Genomic DNA, 18,906 nt, shown 5'->3' with positions numbered 1-18,906 from the left:
CAGGGACTTCAGCGCGACGCTGCTCGCCTCCCCCGGCGGCGTGGTCCTTTTGTTCAGGGCCGGGCTGATCGTGCTCGCGATCAGCGCGAACACCGTTCTGGAACTCCGTCCAGACGTCTCAGCGCACCCGGGACGATGGGACATTGGCGTGATCGGCGCTCACGACGCCGATACCGGCATCTCCAAGTCCGAAGTGTTCCGGATTTGCGCCGATCTCGACGGGAAGTCGCTGCGTTTCGTGACCGGTACCTCGGCGTGACCGGGTACCCCTACGTGTTTCTCGACGCCACGTATTGCAAGGCCCGCGTCAACCACTGTGTCATCTCCCAGGCTTTGGTCGTCGCCATCGGCGTGGCCGCCGACGCGCCGCGAGGTCCTCGGCTTCGATGTCGGTGATAGCGAGACCGAGGCGTTCTGGACCAGCTTCCTCCGGTCGTTGAAGACCAGCGGTCTCGACGGCGTGAAGCTCGTCATCTCCGACGCCCACACCGGATTGAAGAAAGCCATCGGCACCGTATTCCAAGGCGCCAGTTGGCAACGCTGCCGTGTCCATCAAATGCGAAATATTCTCTCGATCGTCCCGCGGGCCAGCCAGGAAATGGTCGCCAGCGTCATCCGCACGATCTTCGCCCAGCCGGACGCCAAGCACGTTCAGGCCCAGTTCGACGAGGTCACCCGCATGCTCGAACACTCCCACCCCCAAGGTCGCCCAGATGCTCCACGACGCCCTCGCAACCGTCGACGCCAGCATCCTCACAGGGGGATTCCCGTTCCCGAACTCACTGCGGCATAATCAGAACCACTGACCTGCACGGTGTCGAGAAACTCCACCACTCAGCGGGACGTGACGATGGCGCCGCCGAGATAGGCGGTGCTGGTGCCCTTGGACTCTGCATCGGACTCAGCTTGGTCAAGACGCGTCATGCTCGAAGCCTACTGCGCTCATTCATCGTGTCTCGAAACCGCCCTAGGACTATGGGACGTGTCACCAGTCCCCCTTTTCGCCTTTCCAAATCGCCCGAATCTCGCGGCGCCGTGATTGTCATAACCAAGTCGCATAGCGTCCTGGTGGAATGACGGTACTGACTGTTAGTCCTGAAACGCTCACCAAGGGCAGATTGACGAAACGGGAGAGGCCGAGCAACGTGACCCACTCGTCAATCGACTCCCCTGTAATCGTTAACTACTCCGAGACAACCTCGAATAGGAGCGCGAGTTCGTCGAGTTCGACGTCCCAGCCCTCTCGGTTCTGCTCAAGTCGTTCGCGACGGTAGCGGGTGCCGCCGGGGAGTGTGTCGAAGCCCGATTCGATCACCGTGACATCCGTCCCGGAACCAGCATCGGCGAGGGTGAAGCGCACGTGCGTCGAGTACTCATCGAGCTGTTCGGCGGGGATTCCCGACCAACGGAAGCCGAACGAGCCGTCGGGCACGACCTCGGTGATTTCGATCGGGAAACTGCCGTAGTCATCCCAGTCGATGCTGCCCGTTGCACCGGGCTCGAGCGCGGCGAACCCCACACCGTCGCCAAACCACTTGACCATCACCTCGGGATCGGTCAGCGCCTTCCAGACGCTCGCGCGCGAGGCTTCGATGTGCACGGTGCGGGTCACGGTGTGCCCCTTGATTCTTGCGTGATCAGACACGGTGTTTCCCTCACGTTCAAGCCGAGCGCGGCGGGACATTGCCCGCCGAGCGGAACGCCGACAAGTTCTGCAAACGCCCCCCATCGAGCGTACCCATGATTGCGTGTCTGTTCACGGCCTGGCGAGCGCCATGAACGCGAAGGGCAACGCATCAGAGGTCGGTCCTTTGGCGCCCATGGTGCGTGTACGCCTTACGAGCTTAAACAGTCGCCAGGCGTGGTTCCCCCAGTCCAGCACTGGTATTCGGAAGAGCCCGGTTTGCTCAATCCTTTCGTTGCCATCGACTAGGAGAGCGCCCGTCGATCAACCGATTGATCCACCTGCGATATCACCGAATGGCCTAGTCGTCGATGACCGCGCGGCCTTTCCGGGTGAGGGCGGCGAGACTATCTCGCATCGACTGCACCTGAACCGGCGAGTGCCCAATCCAATCGACGAGTTCACCGACCACTTTCACCGGTTCGCGGGTGCGGTAAGAGTGAGTCGGATTGCCGGGGAACTGCCAGTTCAGCGCCCCCGGTTGCGGCGTCCAGCGTTTCCGTCAGGTAGACATGGTTCGCTCGCCTCCCGGCTTCGAAATTCGAGTCGCGACCAGCAACTAACAGGTCGCCCAGCGCCAAGTCTGCTTTTGTCCCATGCAACAGAACACGGGGTTCGTAGACATCGAATGGTTTGGGCTCGCCGGTCATCGTCACCTCCACAACAGTTGGTAGCAGATCTGAACTCGAACCGTAGGGTCCACGACCCCGCCAGAATTCGGCGAGGTAGTCAGCGCTTGCTGTGCCCTGCTCGTATCCAGCCCGAGCAGCGAGCGGCCGAAGCGACAGATTCATCGCGTGAACACCGAACAGGTGCTCGGAGCCCTCTTCTGGAAAGATCGTTTCGACCGTGCTGCCCTCGGCGCGGAGCTCGGCGATCTGAGTGGCGAGATGCACTCCCCAGGGCAGCGACGTCAATGATTTGCCGCCGAACGGTGACAGCACCAGCACCCGTCCGTATCCGGCGGCCAGATCAGCATTCTCGGCGTTCGATCGGTAGCCGCCGTCGATGTAGCGGATATCGTCGATTCGGTACGGAAGGCCACTGGCGCAGCTGGCGGCGACGGCATCAGTCAATTCGACTCCGCAACCGGTTGCAACTCGACGTGCCACGGTGATTTTGCGAGCGGGCCGAGTCGAGTCCGACCCCGGGCGGAGGAGAGCCCGCCACCGATCAGCGACGGGCTCTCCTCGAGTCTCTACTTCGCGAGAAACTCGAGAACGTGCCGGTTCCATTCGTCCGTGTGCGACACGGTGAGACCGTGCGGAGCACCTTCGATCAGCACGAGTTCACTGCCGGCGATGGCCTCGTGAGTACGCTTACCGCTGACCTCAAACGGCACGATCGTGTCGGAGTCGCCGTGGATGACCAGAGTAGGCACGGTGATTTTCGTCAGGTCGTCGCGAAAATCCGTCGTCGCAAACGCGGTCGTACAGTCGAGCGTGCCCTTCGGTGACGCTATTTCTGCGATGTCGCGGTTGTAGGCAATCTGCTCGGAGCTGACCTTAGGCTTGTTGACCAACGAGGGCTTACCGGCCGTGAAGAACATTTCAAGAAATTCGTGCAGAAATGCCGGCCGGTCGCCAGTCAGGCCGTCGTGGAACCACTGAGCCAGGCCGGCGTCGACACCGCCCTCGGGGTTGTCCTCCGACTTCCAGAGATACGGAGTTACTGCGCTGGCGAAGACGAGTTTCGCCACGCGGTCGGTGCCATGAGTGCCGACGTAGCGGGCGAGCTCACCGCCGCCCATCGAGAATCCGATGAGGGTGACCTCGTGCAGGTCGAGGGTGTCGAGCACGACCTTCAGGTCCGCAGCGAACGTGTCGTAGTCGTATCCGTTCCAAGGCTGGGACGACTGGCCGAACCCGCGACGGTCATAGGTGATCACCCGGTAGCCGGCGTCCACGAGTGCGGGCACCTGGCCCTCCCACGACCTGCCACTGAGTGGCCAGCCGTGAATCAGCACGACGGGCTTACCGGCGCCTGCGTCCTCGTAATGCAGTTCGACATCGGTTTCATTTGGCGCGGGAACGGTGATGAAGGGCATGGTCTCTCCTTGAAATTGGTATGGTGCCCCGAACGTAGTCGGGATAGTTGCGGGGCGTAATCCGAGTTTGCTAGGAGAAAGCTGAGTCCTGCCCGACCTGGGGGTGCACGCGAACTCCAGGGCGAAGGCGTCGCACCGCCGTTAGCTGCCTTCCTGCCCGTGATTGAGCCGCACCGAACGAATGGCCACCAGGAGCGGATGCCGCAATCGGCTCTCAGCCGGAAAGCAGCTTCACGAAATGGCTGCGCCCGAGCGTCTTCAACACACACGCTCACGGTCGATGGGCGAAAAACGCTCGAAGGCCACTTGGCCGCCCTCGCTCAGATCGCCGGCAGCCAGCCCGACGCCGTCAACTGAGAATCACAGCGTGCGCACCGACCAGATGCCCGACCAACTCGCCGTATTGCTCGACGCGCAAGTCACCCATGGGGCTCGTCCACAACATCGTCTTGGGGCCCGTCGGTGCCTGGATCGACCTCCATGTACATGCGAATACCGGTCTCCCGCATGATCGCAAAGATGCGCTCGATCACGATGGTGTTCTTGCCGGACTCCAAACCCCAGATGTACTTCTGGTCGGTGTCCAACCTCTCCGCGAGATCGCGCTGCGTCAGACCGCTTACGAGACGGCCCCGCTGCAGCATTCGACCGAGACCCTCTGGGCCCTTCACTTCTCCACGTGCAGCCAGGACAAACTCCTTCCGACGTTCTTAAACCCTTCAGCCTGGCTGGCGGTATTATCGCCGTCGAAGCTACCGATGGCTATATGACCGTCAAATTTTCGGCAGAGGTGATCGAACCCGATCATTGGCCGGGCTGTCGCCATGGCTCTTAACGAGAGTCCTGATCAAGGCCGAACAGAATGACGCCCCGCACCGGCTGGGGCACACGACTGCGATGGAGAGCTCATCGTCCTCGCCGGAGTGGCGTTTCCTCTCGGTTTCTTGTTCTACTTTCTCACCTCTAACCTCTAACCTCTAACCCCTAACCCCTAACCTCTGGACCTTGGTCCAGCACGTCACGTATCTTGGCGATCTCCCTGCGGTGCAGGGGGTATCCGCTCGATAACCGGAGCGTGCGACACTTCATTTGTGTCCAGAAAAGTAACTCACAAGCGGAACATCAGGCCGAACGCGTGGGGAGTGGGCCAAACAATAGCCTCGGAAGGCCGCATGGTTGAACCTCGCGTGCGTAAGAGCGCCTGGGAGGTCTTCTGGGTATTTTTGAGAATGGGATTAACATCCTTCGGGGGCCCGGTGGCACATCTCGCATATTTCCGTGAGGAGTTGGTCCAACGCCGCAGATGGCTAAGCGATAGCGATTACTCAGATCTCGTCGCGCTCGGGCAGTTCCTCCCGGGCCCTGCGTCGAGCCAGGTCGGATTCGGTCTGGGCCTGTACCGAGCAGGGCCGCTGGGGGCTATCGCCGCGTTCCTCGCTTTCACTCTCCCCTCTGCCGTCCTGATGGTGGCTTTCGGCTACGGTGCGAGCGTATTTCACGGCGAGATTGGTTCCGGGATCATCCTTGGACTCACGATCGTCGCCGTAGCGATTGTCGCTCAGGCTGTCTGGGGAATGGCACGTATGCTTACCCCCGATCCTGCTCGCGCTTCCATCGCAGTGATTGCTGTTCTCATCGCGCTTCTGCTCGCGGGACCAATGGGTCAGATCATCGCTCTTGTGGCGGGCGCGTGTGCTGGCCTGATCCGGTGCCGTGCTGGCTCCGGCACCGTGACTGAAATGATCCGATTCCCGGTCTCCCGTGCCGTCGGATGGGTTTGCCTGTCGCTCTTCGCAATCTTGCTGGTCGCGTTACCGGTTGCGGCTGCCGCGACCGAATGGGAGACGATTGAAGTGTTCGACGCGTTCTACCGGGCCGGGGCGCTGGTGTTTGGCGGCGGTCACGTCGTTTTGCCGTTGTTGCAAGCCGGAGTCCTGGATCCGGGATGGGTTTCTCCGGATCAATTTCTCACCGGATACAGCGCGGCGCAGGCGCTACCCGGCCCTTTGTTCACATTCGCTGCGTATCTCGGCACCGTCTCAGCCGTGGGCCCGGGCGGTACCGCAGGTGCCACTCTCGCCTTAATTGGTGTGTTCCTGCCAGGATTACTTGTCTTCATCGGGGTATTACCGTTCTGGAATGCGTTTCGATTGCGAGCATGGGCGCAAGCGCTCATGCGCGGCGCGAACGCTGCAGTTGTCGGTATCCTCGCCGCAGCCTTGTATGACCCAGTTTTTACAAATTCGATCACGGGTCCTGCCCCATTCGTCCTGGCTCTCTTGTGTTTCGTGCTGCTCATCGCGTGGCGCATACCGGCTTGGGCTGTCGTAGGCGTCGGTGCTGTCGGCGGGATAGTGCTTACTCTTCTGCCCGAAGAAATGCTTTAAACAGATAGCGATCCCGGCTCCAACGACGTTAGCGCCCCCCCTTTGAATGAGATTCGACACGGGGATGACTGTCTCATTCCCGCTATGACGCGGCGCGATGCCGCCGCGGTCTACTCCAACACTCGGCTTGGCTTGTGCGGCTTGAAGTTTCTTGTAACTATCTCTCGAAACAATATGGTCAATTCCGCAACCTTAAATCTCGCGTTTGATGGTCAGGTATATCTCGGCCAAAGCCGCCATGTGCATGAACGCCATACCGCGCATTCGGGTCTACGGAAGACGTGACAACCAGGGCGGGCTCCGAGTCGTTCGGGTCTCATCTGTGGCTTGGACCGTCGATCCCATCCGGCCAACGCCACTGTCCTGACAGCGGATACTGTGCAATAATCTGCGTATGAATGCAGATAAGAAGATGTGTGCGCTTGATTCTGATGGAGAGTACGTCGAGCTGGCCGTGGAAGTCTTTGCGATGCTCGCCGATGCCACACGTATCCGCATCATTCTTGCCCTCCGCGACACGGAGTTGTCGGTCAACGAGCTCGCCGAGACAGTCAACAAGTCTCAAGCGGCCGTATCCCAGCACCTCGCGAAGCTGCGGCTGGGGCGTATCGTGGCGACCCGCCGCGAGGGCACGCGGGTGTTCTACCGTCTGGCCGATGAGCATGCCCGCCAGCTCGTCGCGGATGCGATTTTCCAGGCTGAACATGCGGTCGAGGGCACACCGGCGCACCACCGGCTTCCGCTTGAGACGTCGGCTGCGGCCCACGATGCGGGCGCTCATGCTTGAGGTTCTGCGCAACCGAACGTATCGCCGGTTGTTCAGCGCGCAGATCGTGGCGTTGGTCGGCACCGGACTGCTCACCGTAGCTTTGGGCCTGCTCGCCTTCGACCTGGCCGGCGGCGACGCCGGCATCGTGCTCGGCATCGCACTGACCATCAAAATGGTCGCCTATGTCGGAATCGCGCCGGTGATCTCCGCCCTGACAGCGCACGTGCCGCGCAAGACTCTGCTGGTGTCAGCGGATGTGCTGCGCGCGATCGTCGCGCTCTGTCTGCCGTTCGTCACTGAGGCCTGGCAGATTTATGTGCTCATCTTCGTGCTGCAGGCCGCCTCGGCCACGTTCACCCCGGCATTTCAGGCCCTCATCCCGGCCGTACTTCCGAAAGAGAGCGACTACACCCGGGCGCTGTCGTTGTCTCGTTTGGCCTACGACCTCGAATCCCTCCTGAGCCCGATTCTGGCCGCCGCTCTGTTGACCGTGATCAGCTACCACTCCCTGTTCGTGGGAACTGTCGTAGGCTTCGTCGGCTCCGCCCTGCTTGTGCTCACAGCAACCCTGCCGGCACACCATGTCTCCTCTCCGACACCGTTCTGGGAGCGCCTCACCCGCGGCGCACGCGTTTTCTGGCGCACACCGCAATTGCGCGCTCTACTCGCTATGAACATGGTCGTCGCGACGTCGACCGGCATGGTCATCGTCAACACCGTCGTGCTTGTGCAAAGCCACTTCGGCCGCGCTCAGTCCGACTTCGCGATCGCCCTGGCCTGCTACGGATTCGGGTCCATGCTCGTCGCGCTCGCGCTGCCCCGGGTACTCGAGCGCTTCGCCGACCGAACCGTCATGCTGCTCGGCTGCTCTGTCTTACCAGTGGGGCTTCTGGCCCTCGCCGGCGTTGTTTCTTTGCCAACAACCACCTTGACCTGGTCTGGTCTTCTCCTGATCTGGTTCGTGCTCGGCGCCGCGACCGCGCTCATTCTGACTCCGTCGGCACGACTGTTGCGCCGCTCGTCCGACGAACCGAATCGACCGGCCGTCTTTGCTGCACAGTTCTCGCTCTCGCACGCCTGCTTCATCGTCACCTACCCTCTCGCCGGGATCCTCGGCGCCCTGCTCGGATTGGCACCCACTGCAGCGGTACTCGCCGGCATCGGAATAGTCGCAGGCATCATCGCGCTTCGTGCGTGGACAGCTCAGGCAACAACCTCATCACCGATGGACGCGCCAATCGCGGTCTGAGAGAAGGGCGCGCTGCGTGTCGTGCTGCCCGCGGAAGGGGGTGTCCAGATCCGTGGCAGTGCTTTGGTAAAACTGGCATTCAGGATTCGCTGCTCACGGTGGGGTACTCTGCGAAGGAAGACATTGGCAGTTCAGTCATGGACTGAGTGCAGAGAAGTAGGTGAAATGACGCTGAAGCGTGCGGTAGGACGGCTGTTTGCACCCGTCTCTGTGTCGCCTTTCGTCTCGTTGCTTGCTTTGGCCGCGCTGCTTTTTGCTGTTTTTGCCATTCATTCCGAGGCGACCGGGCATTCCATGCACACGCCAGCCACCGCGTCATCAAATGTTGCTGCTTCATCGGCTACCACTGAGCAATCTTCAGTGATGGGAATGACTGCTGTCATGGCCGCTCCCGTCGTCGCGGCTATCACGTCCGGAAGCCTGAACGGAATGCTTGATTGCGCTCTGCTGGCAATGACGTGCGTCCTGCTACTGACCCTCGTCGTCATGGTTTTTCTGACTCGGCTTCCGGCCACGTATCGGCGCCTGCTCGATGCCGGCAGCCACCTCTTGAACTCCTGGCGCACCAGCGCTCTGCCGGCTCAGCGCCCCAGCCTCACCCGTCTCTCCATCTGTCGCGTTTAAACCGAGAGGTAGTTCCGAGCCAGCACATGGCCTCGGAACTACGCCGTGCCCACGGCCACTCGATGTCTACAACTTATCGACGAATGGATGAACGATGCTCAAACCACGAACTTTTCTGTATGCGGCTGTGGCACTCGCGGCCACACTGACTCTCAGCTCCTGTGCCGGTGGCAGTCCCGCCACAGATTCAGTAAGCCCCTCGGCCAGCCAAACCACAGCGGCCTTCAATTCAGCGGACGTAACCTTCGCGCAGATGATGATCCCCCATCACGAGCAGGCCGTTCAAATGAGCGATGACCTCCTCGCCAAGGACGGTATCGACCAAAGCGTCACCGATCTCGCAACCGAGATCAAGGCTGCCCAGGAACCCGAGATCACGCAGCTGAAAGACTGGTTGACGGCGTGGGGCGAGGATGACAGCAGCATGTCGGGCATGGACGGCATGTCCGGCATGGGTGGCGGCTCCGACGGAATGATGTCTGACGACGACATGATGGCCTTGCAGGACGCCTCAGGAATCGAGGCCGCCACCCTGTTTCTCGAACAGATGACGGTGCACCATGAGGGCGCTGTCGCGATGGCGCAGCTCGAAGTCGATGATGGTGAGAATGCGGACGCCCAGGCGATGGCCGCCAACATTGTCAAGTCGCAGACGGCTGAAATTGCCGTCATGGCCGAGCTCCTCGCGTCGCTCTAAAGCGACACGTTCGGGGCGCGCTCTTCTTTGGAAGAGAGCGCCCGTGGAGCCCAGCCTTCGTTTCCCGAATGACCCGCAAGGACATAAGTATGCATCACCGTCACACTCCCCCTCTGGCTCACCTCGCTAGCGCGGTGATCCGTGGATAGCACCGGTCACGTCGCTACGGCGCCCCACATCTCCGGCGCCACTCCACCCATGGCGCGACGCGATCTGCGCGCCATGGAAGCCATGCTGCGGACGGGCCGATCCGGCCCATCGGAAGCTGCCCCACCCGCGAAGGTTGTTCCTCGGCAGATCCCGCTTCGCCAACGTGCTGCGGCCGGCAGCGCCATGGCGATGATCGCACTCTTCGCGATCAGCACGTCCCTGCCCGCGCTCGTGGTCAAGACGAACACGCCACAGGCCGCCGCAGCCAGCAGCGCCGCCCCGACGGACGATCTGCAAAGCGTCAGCGCCGCTGGGGCAGCATCCGTTCTCATCGAACGCGACGGATACACCATCACGGAAGCGCCCGAACCGGCCTCGTACACCGACCTCGCCAGCAATGGGGAGTGGGCGAGCCTGAGCCCGGGCCAGATCAGCGATGAAGGCTGGGCCTTACCGGTTTTGGGCCGGATATCGAGCCCGTTCGGTTCTCGCCCGAACAAGCCTGTTGATGGTGTCGGCGACTTCCACAACGGAACCGACATAGCGGCACCCTGCGGCCAGCCCGTCTTCGCGGCTACAGGAGGCAAAGTTGTCACCTCGGGCTACCAGGGCTCCTACGGCAACTGGATTCTCATCGACCACGGCAACGGTGTCGAGACGGGATATGCCCACAACAGTCAGCTTCTCGTGGACTCCGGTCAGCTGGTTGTGGCCGGTGAGATCATCGCGATCGTGGGATCAACCGGTGCATCCAGCGGTTGCCACGTACATTTTGAAACACGCGTCGACGGTGAACGCATCGATGCGGAACCATTCATGAACGCTCGGGGGGTCTCTCTTGGCTAAGCACAGGACTTTCACGAGGGTCGCAGTTGTCGCGGTGACGGTATTGTCGTTACTCGGAATCGCCGGGCCTGCCCAGGCGGTTGAGTATCCGAGCTGGTCTGATGTGGAAAGTGCTCGATCGTCCGAAGCCAGCAAACAAGCGCAGGTCACGGAGTTAACCGTGCTGATCTCGGGTCTCACGACCGAAGTGGATGCCGCCCGTGCGGAAGCAGATCGGCGCGCGACCGACTATGAAGCCGCCCAAAGCGCGTTCGACGGGGCAACCTTGAGGGCGACCAACTTGCAGAATCAAGCCGATGAGGCCTCGGCCGCTGCCGTCGTCTCCGGAGAGCAGGCCGGCCGACTGGCGGCGATGCTCGCTCGCACGGGGAACAGCGATCTGTCGCTGTCCCTGTTCGTGGATGGGTCCAGCGCCAGCGACCTCCTGAATCAACTTGGCTCGATGAGCAAGTTGACGGAGCGAATGAGTCTGGTCTATGCTTCCGCGGCGGCCGACCGAAATTCTGCCCGATCACTTACCGATCAGGCCCAGATCGCCGAGCAAGCGCTGGGCGTGCTGGCCGAGACGGCCCAGACCGCGCTGGCTGAGGCGATGGCCTCGAGCATTCGCGTTGAGACGGCGCTGGCCGACCAGCAAGAAGTAGCCGGAACCCTGCAGGCTCAGCTTGCAGTGCTGACGGAGGATCGAGCCGCGACAGAGGCCGACTATACCGCGGGCGAAGTAATTCGCCGAGCGGCCGAAGCTGCTGCCGCCAAAGCGCGAGCTGAACAGGTTGCGGCCGCGGCCGCAGCAGCGAGCAGGCCTGCGGGCGGTGGCAGCACACCCAACGGACAGGGCTGGACCTTGCCCGTGTCGGGATGGATTAGCTCGGCATACGGAGCTCGCCCCAACAAACCGGTAGCCGGGGTCGGTGCGTTCCATTATGGAACCGACATCGCCGCAGGCTGCGGGAGCAACGTTTATGCCGCATCCGCTGGAACGGTCGTCTACGCAGGCTGGCTCGGCTCCTACGGCAATTGGGTTCTCATCGACCACGGTGACGGCACCCAAACCGGCTACGCACACAACAGTTCCCTCTTGGTCAGCGCCGGACAGCAGGTTTCCACCGGCGCCACCATTGCGCTCGTGGGCACGACAGGTGCGTCCTCGGGCTGCCACGTGCATTTTGAAACACGAGTCAATGGTGCCCGCGTCAATCCGCAAACCTTTATGAGCGATCGGGGAGTCTCCCTTGGTTAGATTGCCCCGTTCTCCACGCCGGTTCCTCGCCCTAACCCTGCTGCTCGTTGGCCTGGTTGCCATCACCGGTTGTTCGGCCAGCGCTTCGAACTCGGCAGCGGGGTCACTCGTCACCGCTCCGGTTCCGAACGCCTTCGAGCACGTGCACGGCCTCGGAGCCGATCCACTGACAGGAGAGACCTATGCGGCCACGCACCATGGGGTATGGCTCGTCCCAACCGGAGTTCTTGCGGATAGCTATCTGGCGGGGGCGCCCCGACCCGATACGACGCAACCGATTCAGATAGCCGGTCTGGCGCAAGACACGATGGGCTTTACCGTCGCTGGGCCCGGTCAATTGCTGGCGTCTGGTCATCCCGATCCAACCAAACCGAGCGACTTGGCGCTTCCGAATTTGGGACTCATTTCCAGCACCGATGGCGCGAAGTCCTGGACGGCGCTCTCACTGGCGGGCGAAACAGATTTTCACGATCTAGATGCCGTCGCTCTCGAAGACGGCACCCTGCGCGTCTACGGCTACGACGCGGGTGCCGGGGCGATCGCTGTCAGCGACGATTCCGGCCTCACTTGGTCCTCTGGAGCGGTCCTCGCGCTGCGCGACCTGGCTGCGGATCCGTCCCAGGCTGATCGACTCTACGCGACAACAGCAGACGGTCTCATGATGAGCACCGATGCAGGCCGAACGTTCGCCCTAATCGTCGGCGCGCCAGCGCTCCTCCTCCTGGATGTTGTCGAAACCGACACCGACACCCAATTGGTCGGTATCGATCCGAACGGTGCGGTTTGGCGGCAGACCGCCGATACGTGGACACAAACCGGCACCACCGGCCGCATATCCGAAGCGTTCACCGTTGTCGGCGGCCCCTCCCCCTGGCTCCTCGTCGCGGATGCCGCCGGCATCGCCGCCAGCGACGATGGTGGTGTCACGTGGACCTCATTGATTTCATTGGCTGACTGACACCCACCATCTGCCGACACCAGCCATACGACCAACCTCCACCTCGTCGACTGAAGGAAACTTGATGAACTCATTCCTCGGAGTCTCTCACTGCGTCCAATTCCGACGAAATCGCTCTGGCGACGTTCACGGTCACCGGCGGCGGCATGAGCGGCGAAATGATGTCCGCCACAATCAACGGCCACGCATTTGATGCCTCCCGCGTCGACACAACCGTGCAATTCGGCAGCGTCGAAGAGTGGATGCTCAGAAATACCAGCACACTCGACCACCCCATGCACCTGCACGTCTGGCCGATGCAGATCGTCGATCGGGCCGGCCAACCGATTGAAGAAGTGATTTGGCAGGACGTCGTGGGCTAATGGTCACACCCGAGCATTCTGGCGGCGTGAAACGATGGCACGGATGACGACGGGAACCACGGAGAGCACCACGATGCCGATCAGCACGAGATCGATGTAGCGTGCGGCGAATTCGGCGACGCCCGGGATATGGGCCAGCCCGAAGCCCAGGAGCACAACCCCGGTCGTCCAGAGCACGGCGCCGATGACGTTGAATATCGTGAACACCCGTCGCGGCATTTTGCCCACGCCCGCCGCGACGGGGGCAAAGGTACGCACGACCGGCACGAAGCGGGCGATGGTGACGGCCGCCGGTCCGAACCGATCGAAGAAGCCCTGCGTTCGGGTGACGCTCGACCGGCTGAACAGGCCGGAGTCGCGCCGGTCGAAAATGCGGCGGCCCGTCGTGCGCCCGATGCGGTAGCCGAGCTGGTCGCCCAGCGCGGCTGAGACGGCGATGGCCGGGATGACGATCCAGAGCGGCTGGCTGATCACCCCGCTGAGGGTGAGCACGCCGGTGAAGAACAGAAGGGTATCGCCGGGCAGGAAGAACCCCACAAGCAAGCCTGTCTCCACGAACACGATCGCACACACGACGACGAGGCCCCAGACGCCGGCCCCTGCGATCACCGCCTGCGGATCCAGAAAACCAGAAGTAGGGAGTGCGGTGACGGTCATAGTGTTCATGCTGCAAGTCCTTTCTCTGAGTTGACTGACGACGAGCCGGGCATCCGCTGCTGCGCGAGGTGTTTAGGCGGTGGCCGTCAGTTGGGCGTTCGTGGTGCGGGCGCGGCGGGTGAGTACGACCACCAAGATGAGAATCACCGTCAGGAACAGCACACTCGTTCCCGTGGTCCCCAGCCCCAGGCCGCCATCAGCGACAGGCTGAGACAGCAGATCGCCGGTGGATGCGCCCAGCGGGCGGGTCAGGATGTAGGCGATCCAGAAGACCAGCACAGCGTTCAAGTGGAAGACGAAGTACGCCACAGCGACCAGCGCGATGGCGGCGGCGAAGACGAGCAGGGCGACGAGGAAGCCCAGGTTGAGTCCTTCGGCGACGAGGTCACCGGCCGCGGTGCCGAGGGCGAACGTGAACAACACGGCCAGCCAGTAGAACGTCTCCCGCCGGGTCGTGAAGATGGAGTGGATGGACAGGGTCTTCTCCGAGATCGCCCAGACGGTGAAGGTCGCAGCCAATGCGATGGCGAAAACGACCGTCGTTACCCACAGGGGAACGCCGAGACTGTCGGTGAGGTTATCGGTGATGAGAGTTCCCACAACGCTGATGAGCACCACGGCCAGCCAATACACAGCCGGGGTGTATTTGTGCAATCTGAATTGCACGATCAATGCGGCGACCAGCAGTACGGCCATGATGACCGACGTGATCGAAAGGCCCAAGCCGAGGTCGACGTTGAGAAAGTCCGCGGCGGTCTCCCCCACGGTCGTCGCGAGCACCTTGATCACCCAGAAGATGAGGGTCACTTCGGGCACCTTGGTCAGGATGTGCCGGATGGGCGAAACGGTCGTGGAGAGCGTTGAGGTCGTGGACAAGTGTTCCTCCTTGAGTGGGGTCGGTAGCACTAGCGAACACGGCTCCGTCTAAGACTTCTCACAGAACCGAACAATCGACACCCTTCTTCCCGGTGCGCGGTAACCCGATCGACGGCAAAGGATCAGGATGCGGCTGGCTTGGCCCGCGGGAGGGTGAGGCTGATCGCGGTGCCCGCGCCTGAGCTGTCGACGACGTGCACGGCTCCGCCGTAGCGCACCGCGATCTCCCGCACGAGGGACAGTCCGATACCGAACCCGGTGCGGGCCTCTCCGCCGCCGTCCACGGCCGTGCCGGAGCGCGCGAACCGATCGAAAATGCGGGCGGGATCGATGCCCTGGATACCGGGTCCGCGATCGCGTACGGTGACCGCCACCGTTTTCCTGGTCACGCTCACGCCGACCGTGATGATCGAGCCGGTGGGGGCGAAGCGCACCGCGTTATCGAGCAGGGCGACCACGCACCGGGTGATGCTGGAGGAGGGCACGCGCACAGGCGCGGGCTGCGGGGCATCCAGTTCGATGGTGATGTGTTTGTCGACGGCGATGAGTGCCATCGACTGCACAGCGGCGTCGACGGCACCGACCAGATCGCCGACGGTCGTGTCCGGCCCGGCCGCGCCGCCGATTTCGGCCGATTCGAGCAGGTCGTTGACAATGTGGATGAGGTCCCTCGCATCACTGCGGAGCTCCGCGACAACCGAGGCCGACGGGTCGTCGGCGGGGAGGGCGCGCTGCAGAATCTGCAGGCGGGCATCGAGCACCGCGAGCGGGGTGCGGAGTTCATGGCTGGCGTCAGCGACGAACGCCCGTTGGATGCGCAGCACGTCACCGAGAGGTTGCACGGCCCGGTGGGTGACCAGCCAGCTCAACACCCCGGCCAGAACGATCAAGGCCACGCCCAACACGGCGGCAGCGCGCAGCAGCTTGAACGCGCTGACCTGCAGATTCTCGGTGTCGGGCACCGGTTCGAACAACTCACCGGGCGAGATCTCGGACAGGATGTACACGAACACGGCCACGATGACCACCGCGACGACCGCGGCACACGCGATCGCGATGCGCGTGCCGACGAGTCGGGAGGCCCGGCGGATGGCGAGGGTGTCGCTGTCGACGACGCGGTTGCTGCGGGTCATGGTTGTCCCAGGCGGTAACCCTCACCGCGCACGGTGAGGACAATGTCGGTGTCGGTCTTGCGCCGAAGATAGTGCACGTAGGTGTCCACCGTTCCAGCGGTGTCCGCGGCGCTGAAGACGGCCTGCAGAATCTGCTGGCGGGAGAACGTGCGCTGTGGCGCATCCGCTAACAGTTTGAGCAGTTCGTTCTCTTTCACGGTGAGCAGGATGCGCCCGTCATAAGGGGAATAGATGGTGCGACTGTCGGGGTAGTACTCCCACCCGCCGACCAGCACGGTGCGGCCCTCGCCGGTGAACACTCGGCGGATGGCGCGGAGCCGGGCGAAAAGCTCGTCGAATTCGAACGGCTTGACCAGGTAGTCGTTGGCGCCGATGTCAAGCCCAGCTACCTTGTCGCTGGTCGTTCCGAGGGCGGTCAGAAGCAGGATGGGCGTAGTGACCAGTTTGCGGCGGAACGCTTCCACCACTTTGAGGCCGTCCAGCGTGGGCAGGCGCCGGTCGATGACCATCACCTCGAACTCGCCAGCCAGGCCGGCAGCCAGGCCGTCTGAGCCGTCGGCGACCAGGGTGACGTTGTAGATTTCCGTGAGCACGTCCCGGATCATTGGGCCGAGCTTGGCGTCGTCTTCGATCAGCAGCAGTCGGGCGCGGACCGTAGTCTCAGCGGGCATGCCTAACTCCTTCGTGCACGCGTCCGGCCGGGAGGACGGATCGACGTTGGCTCCAGTGTGCCAGTAGAAGCGTCCAGGCGGCGTTCACCAACGCCACCGCCGCAAGCGAGTACACGATCGACGCCACCACATCCGACGGGTAATGCACCCCCAAATACACCCGGGACGCAGCCGTGGCGAGCACCACCACCGCGGCATTTCCGATCACAAACGGATGCCAGCGGTGGCCAGCTGTGACGAGGATGACCCCGAGGAGGAAGCAGGCGGCGAAGCTGGTGTGTCCGCTAGGAAAGCTGAGACCGCCCGGTTCAAGAAGCAGAATGTGCGGCAGCGACGGAATGTCGGGCCGAGCCCGATGCACCAGCAGCTTGATCACGTCGGCCCCCACCGTGGGAATCATCACCACCAGCACGAAGCGAATCGCCGGCCCGGGGCGCCGGGTCACCAGCAGCACCGATCCGGCTGCCAGCAGCACGAGCACCGCGCCTGCTGCGGGGCTGAACAGCCAGTCAATGCTGAGAGCCACCGCGTCCAGCGGTTTCGTGTGGGCAATGTTCACTTGACGGAGCAGGCCCATCTCTCCGGCCGTCCACCCGACTGAAGCGCTCAGCAGCAGCCCGGTGAGGATGACGGCGAAGATGACTCCGGCGGCGGGAACAGCGGTTCGGGCGAACCGTCGGAGTGGTCGAAGGTATGTGCTCATCCCCCTAGAGTTGCCCGGGGCGTCACAGAACCGTCTAAGAATCATTTTGCCGGGCTCGCCCGTCTTAGCGGATTCTTATACCGCCCGGCTACGGGCTGGACGGGAAGATCAGGGTGAAGCGGGTGCTCGGCCGGCGGCGTGCCAGCAGCAGTCGTCCGCCCTGATCGGCGGTGAGCTGTTGTGCGAAGGCCAGACCGATCCCACTACCCCCGGCGTACGAGACACCATGGTCGAAGATCTGGTCGGTGGCAGCGATGCCGGTTCCCTCATCGTCAACGTCGATCGCGAGGGCACCGTGCGTGGCCCGGGCACGGAGGGCCACGGTGCCCGCGCCGTGCTGCAGGGCGTTTTCGATCAGCGCATCGAGCACCTGCTCCAGCGCTGACGCCACCAGGATGACCGGGGGAAGGTCAGCGTCGATGATGACGTTGAGCCGGCGAGCGTCGCGCGCTAACGGTCCGCGCCACCGGTCGGCGGCCGCATCGAGTTGTTCGGCCGCATCGACGGGCGCTCCCGGTTGTCGGTGACGACTGAGGCCGATGATGTCGTTGATAGTGTCTTCCAGGTAGTCGGCCCGTTCGATGGCCGAGTGGATGATTTGACGCAGGTCCGAGGCCGGGTCGGCCAACCCGTTCTCCAGTAACACGCGCAGCCCGGTCAAGGGTGTGCGCAGCTGATGCTAGGTCTGCGCGGACAGGTGCCGTTCCCTGCGGACCAGCTCGCCCAGCCGCTCGGCGGTCACGTTCAGCGCGGCATAGGCCTGATCGATCTCGGGCAGCCCCGAGGGGTGGGTGCGCACGAAGAAGTCACCACCGCCGAGGGCTAGGGAAGCGCGGGTAAGGCCCTCCATCGGATCGGTGATCATGCGGGCGAGCCGACGTGCCGTGCCGATCCCGACCAGCAATGCGGCTGCGGCCGCGACCAGCAGCACCAGCCAGGTCAGCCCCACGCGTTGCCAGAGCACGCTGATCGGCATGGCCGCACGCACGGCACCGGTCACGGTTTCGGCCGACGCCACCGGAACGGCGACGGAAATCCAGCCCCCCTCGGTCGTCTCGGCCGGTTTACCGGCAAAGGCGGCGCGCACGGCGGCATCCGCTTGCGCCGGCCCCAAGCCAACAAGGAGGGTGCCGGCCGTATAGAAGCCCAGCTGCTCACCCGGTACGGGTGCACCGATTTCGGGCTGCAGGTCATACTCCCGACCCGGCAGGGCAACGTTAGAGCCGTTGACCTGCACGGTGCGCGCGGCGGCGTTCACGCTCAACGAACCGAGCACGCGTACGTCGTCGGCCGGAACCGACTGGACCAAGCCGGAGTCTCCGTTGGCCCGGCGTAAATGCGCGCCCACGCGGGCCAGCACCTCAACGACCCGGAACGGTTTCGTGAGGTAGTCATCCGCTCCCGACTCCAGCCCAGACACCACATCCAGCTCTTCCCGATGAGCGGTCAGCAGAACGATGATCGTGGCCGGCAGCAGACTGCGAATCTCCCGGCACACACTTAACCCGTCGAGATCGGGAAGACCCAGGTCAAGCAACACCAGCTGGGGCTTGTGCGCGATCGCGGCGTTGATCCCCGCACGGCCGGTCGAAGCCCAGAAGACCGTGTGGCCACCGGCACGCAGAGCCAACTCCAAGGTCGTGGCGATGGTCACGTCGTCTTCGATGACCAACAGACGGGACATGCCCGCAGCTTATCCACTCCCGGTGGCGCGGGGTCACGGACATCGCCATGCCGTCAAAGCGTAGGCCCGGCGGATCGCACGTTGCGCTCTCGCACAGCGACCGCGGCCGGGCAACTGCGCGACCTACCAAAGTACTGAGATTCGGACTCAACGCGCGACCAACAGCCTG

Annotated in this window: 19 protein-coding genes and 3 pseudogenes; 10 read left to right on the top strand and 12 right to left on the bottom strand. The window is 63.0% G+C overall.

Annotated features, from left to right (window positions below; genetic code table 11):
• Positions 1-148: 148 nt before the first annotated feature.
• Positions 149-746: pseudogene (locus CXY78_RS16085) on the top strand (transposase); the annotation flags it as partial.
• A 437-nt stretch (positions 747-1,183) separates the two neighbouring features.
• Here the strand turns inward: CXY78_RS16085 and CXY78_RS16080 are convergent.
• The 5 genes and pseudogenes from CXY78_RS16080 to CXY78_RS16060 form a co-directional block, all read right to left on the bottom strand.
• Positions 1,184-1,645, bottom strand: a complete 462-nt coding sequence (locus CXY78_RS16080; protein ID WP_158253334.1) for an SRPBCC domain-containing protein — start codon at positions 1,643-1,645, stop codon at positions 1,184-1,186.
• Positions 1,646-1,985: 340 nt separating this feature from the next.
• Positions 1,986-2,340 (bottom strand): annotated as a pseudogene (locus tag CXY78_RS16075) (NAD(+)--rifampin ADP-ribosyltransferase).
• Between the two features lie 51 nt (positions 2,341-2,391).
• Positions 2,392-2,769: pseudogene (locus CXY78_RS21750) on the bottom strand (patatin-like phospholipase family protein); the annotation flags it as partial.
• Between the two features lie 113 nt (positions 2,770-2,882).
• Positions 2,883-3,731, bottom strand: a complete 849-nt coding sequence (locus CXY78_RS16065) for an alpha/beta fold hydrolase (RefSeq protein ID WP_092342083.1) — start codon at positions 3,729-3,731, stop codon at positions 2,883-2,885.
• Between the two features lie 419 nt (positions 3,732-4,150).
• Entirely contained in the window at positions 4,151-4,402 is a 252-nt protein-coding gene (locus CXY78_RS16060) for a helix-turn-helix domain-containing protein (protein ID WP_233197520.1), read from the bottom strand.
• Between the two features lie 501 nt (positions 4,403-4,903).
• Between CXY78_RS16060 and chrA the strand changes: the two genes are divergently transcribed.
• The 9 genes from chrA (at position 4,904) to CXY78_RS16015 (ending at position 13,013) form a co-directional block, all read left to right on the top strand.
• A complete protein-coding gene (chrA, locus tag CXY78_RS16055; protein WP_104090237.1) occupies positions 4,904-6,118 on the top strand; it encodes a chromate efflux transporter in 1,215 nt (404 codons plus the stop codon).
• 394 nt (positions 6,119-6,512) lie between these two features.
• Positions 6,513-6,905, top strand: coding sequence for a metalloregulator ArsR/SmtB family transcription factor (locus CXY78_RS16050; protein ID WP_092342088.1), 393 nt, complete (start codon positions 6,513-6,515; stop codon positions 6,903-6,905).
• On the top strand, positions 6,898-8,136 hold the full coding sequence (locus CXY78_RS16045; RefSeq protein ID WP_092342183.1) for an MFS transporter: 1,239 nt from the start codon (positions 6,898-6,900) through the stop codon (positions 8,134-8,136). Before CXY78_RS16050 ends, CXY78_RS16045 begins: the two co-directional genes overlap by 8 nt.
• A 165-nt stretch (positions 8,137-8,301) precedes the next feature.
• Positions 8,302-8,760, top strand: a complete 459-nt coding sequence (locus CXY78_RS20835) for a hypothetical protein (protein ID WP_134505341.1) — start codon at positions 8,302-8,304, stop codon at positions 8,758-8,760.
• 94 nt (positions 8,761-8,854) lie between these two features.
• Positions 8,855-9,457, top strand: coding sequence for a DUF305 domain-containing protein (locus tag CXY78_RS16035; RefSeq protein WP_104090235.1), 603 nt, complete (start codon positions 8,855-8,857; stop codon positions 9,455-9,457).
• Positions 9,458-9,655: 198 nt separating this feature from the next.
• The gene (locus tag CXY78_RS16030; protein ID WP_104090233.1) at positions 9,656-10,453 is read left to right on the top strand and encodes a M23 family metallopeptidase; all 798 of its coding nucleotides are present in this window, start codon (positions 9,656-9,658) and stop codon (positions 10,451-10,453) included.
• 160 nt (positions 10,454-10,613) lie between these two features.
• A complete protein-coding gene (locus tag CXY78_RS16025; RefSeq protein WP_104090232.1) occupies positions 10,614-11,693 on the top strand; it encodes a M23 family metallopeptidase in 1,080 nt (359 codons plus the stop codon).
• Positions 11,686-12,651 carry a F510_1955 family glycosylhydrolase gene (locus tag CXY78_RS16020; protein ID WP_158252894.1) on the top strand — a complete coding sequence of 322 codons (966 nt, stop codon included), beginning with the start codon at positions 11,686-11,688 and terminating at the stop codon, positions 12,649-12,651. Before CXY78_RS16025 ends, CXY78_RS16020 begins: the two co-directional genes overlap by 8 nt.
• Before the next feature lie 110 nt (positions 12,652-12,761).
• Positions 12,762-13,013: a multicopper oxidase domain-containing protein gene (locus tag CXY78_RS16015; protein WP_369827345.1), complete on the top strand. Its 252-nt coding sequence runs from the start codon at positions 12,762-12,764 to the stop codon at positions 13,011-13,013.
• 3 nt (positions 13,014-13,016) lie between these two features.
• Here the strand turns inward: CXY78_RS16015 and CXY78_RS16010 are convergent, their stop codons facing one another.
• The 7 genes from CXY78_RS16010 to CXY78_RS15980 form a co-directional block, all read right to left on the bottom strand.
• Positions 13,017-13,679: a DedA family protein gene (locus tag CXY78_RS16010; protein ID WP_104090228.1), complete on the bottom strand. Its 663-nt coding sequence runs from the start codon at positions 13,677-13,679 to the stop codon at positions 13,017-13,019.
• 63 nt (positions 13,680-13,742) lie between these two features.
• Positions 13,743-14,546, bottom strand: a complete 804-nt coding sequence (locus CXY78_RS16005) for a hypothetical protein (protein ID WP_199182628.1) — start codon at positions 14,544-14,546, stop codon at positions 13,743-13,745.
• 122 nt (positions 14,547-14,668) lie between these two features.
• Complete coding sequence (locus CXY78_RS16000) at positions 14,669-15,679, bottom strand: sensor histidine kinase KdpD (protein WP_104090224.1); 1,011 nt, start codon at positions 15,677-15,679, stop codon at positions 14,669-14,671.
• On the bottom strand, positions 15,676-16,350 hold the full coding sequence (locus CXY78_RS15995) for a response regulator transcription factor (RefSeq protein ID WP_092342107.1): 675 nt from the start codon (positions 16,348-16,350) through the stop codon (positions 15,676-15,678). Before CXY78_RS15995 ends, CXY78_RS16000 begins: the two co-directional genes overlap by 4 nt.
• Entirely contained in the window at positions 16,340-17,053 is a 714-nt protein-coding gene (locus CXY78_RS15990) for a phosphatase PAP2 family protein (RefSeq protein ID WP_158253333.1), read from the bottom strand. Before CXY78_RS15990 ends, CXY78_RS15995 begins: the two co-directional genes overlap by 11 nt.
• 88 nt (positions 17,054-17,141) lie before the next feature.
• Positions 17,142-17,726 carry a sensor histidine kinase KdpD gene (locus CXY78_RS15985; RefSeq protein ID WP_104090221.1) on the bottom strand — a complete coding sequence of 195 codons (585 nt, stop codon included), beginning with the start codon at positions 17,724-17,726 and terminating at the stop codon, positions 17,142-17,144.
• Between the two features lie 6 nt (positions 17,727-17,732).
• Positions 17,733-18,737 (bottom strand): response regulator, encoded by a 1,005-nt coding sequence (locus CXY78_RS15980; RefSeq protein ID WP_104090219.1) that lies wholly within the window; start codon positions 18,735-18,737, stop codon positions 17,733-17,735.
• Positions 18,738-18,906: the final 169 nt, after the last annotated feature.

Source organism: Cryobacterium sp. N19 (assembly GCF_002929595.1).
Classification (GTDB): domain Bacteria; phylum Actinomycetota; class Actinomycetes; order Actinomycetales; family Microbacteriaceae; genus Cryobacterium; species Cryobacterium flavum.
The sequence above is the reverse complement of the archived record's forward strand: the minus strand, read 5'-3'. Positions and strand labels throughout refer to the sequence as shown.

Coding starts and splice junctions, on each gene's coding strand:
- CXY78_RS16065 (WP_092342083.1), bottom strand. CDS start 3,731: ATGCCCTTCATCACCGTTCCCGCGCCAAATGAAACCGATGTCGAACTG.
- chrA (WP_104090237.1), top strand. CDS start 4,904: ATGGTTGAACCTCGCGTGCGTAAGAGCGCCTGGGAGGTCTTCTGGGTA.
- CXY78_RS16050 (WP_092342088.1), top strand. CDS start 6,513: ATGAATGCAGATAAGAAGATGTGTGCGCTTGATTCTGATGGAGAGTAC.
- CXY78_RS16045 (WP_092342183.1), top strand. CDS start 6,898: ATGCTTGAGGTTCTGCGCAACCGAACGTATCGCCGGTTGTTCAGCGCG.
- CXY78_RS20835 (WP_134505341.1), top strand. CDS start 8,302: ATGACGCTGAAGCGTGCGGTAGGACGGCTGTTTGCACCCGTCTCTGTG.
- CXY78_RS16035 (WP_104090235.1), top strand. CDS start 8,855: ATGCTCAAACCACGAACTTTTCTGTATGCGGCTGTGGCACTCGCGGCC.
- CXY78_RS16030 (WP_104090233.1), top strand. CDS start 9,656: ATGGCGCGACGCGATCTGCGCGCCATGGAAGCCATGCTGCGGACGGGC.
- CXY78_RS16010 (WP_104090228.1), bottom strand. CDS start 13,679: ATGAACACTATGACCGTCACCGCACTCCCTACTTCTGGTTTTCTGGAT.
- CXY78_RS16000 (WP_104090224.1), bottom strand. CDS start 15,679: ATGACCCGCAGCAACCGCGTCGTCGACAGCGACACCCTCGCCATCCGC.
- CXY78_RS15995 (WP_092342107.1), bottom strand. CDS start 16,350: ATGCCCGCTGAGACTACGGTCCGCGCCCGACTGCTGCTGATCGAAGAC.
- CXY78_RS15990 (WP_158253333.1), bottom strand. CDS start 17,053: ATGAGCACATACCTTCGACCACTCCGACGGTTCGCCCGAACCGCTGTT.
- CXY78_RS15980 (WP_104090219.1), bottom strand. CDS start 18,737: ATGTCCCGTCTGTTGGTCATCGAAGACGACGTGACCATCGCCACGACC.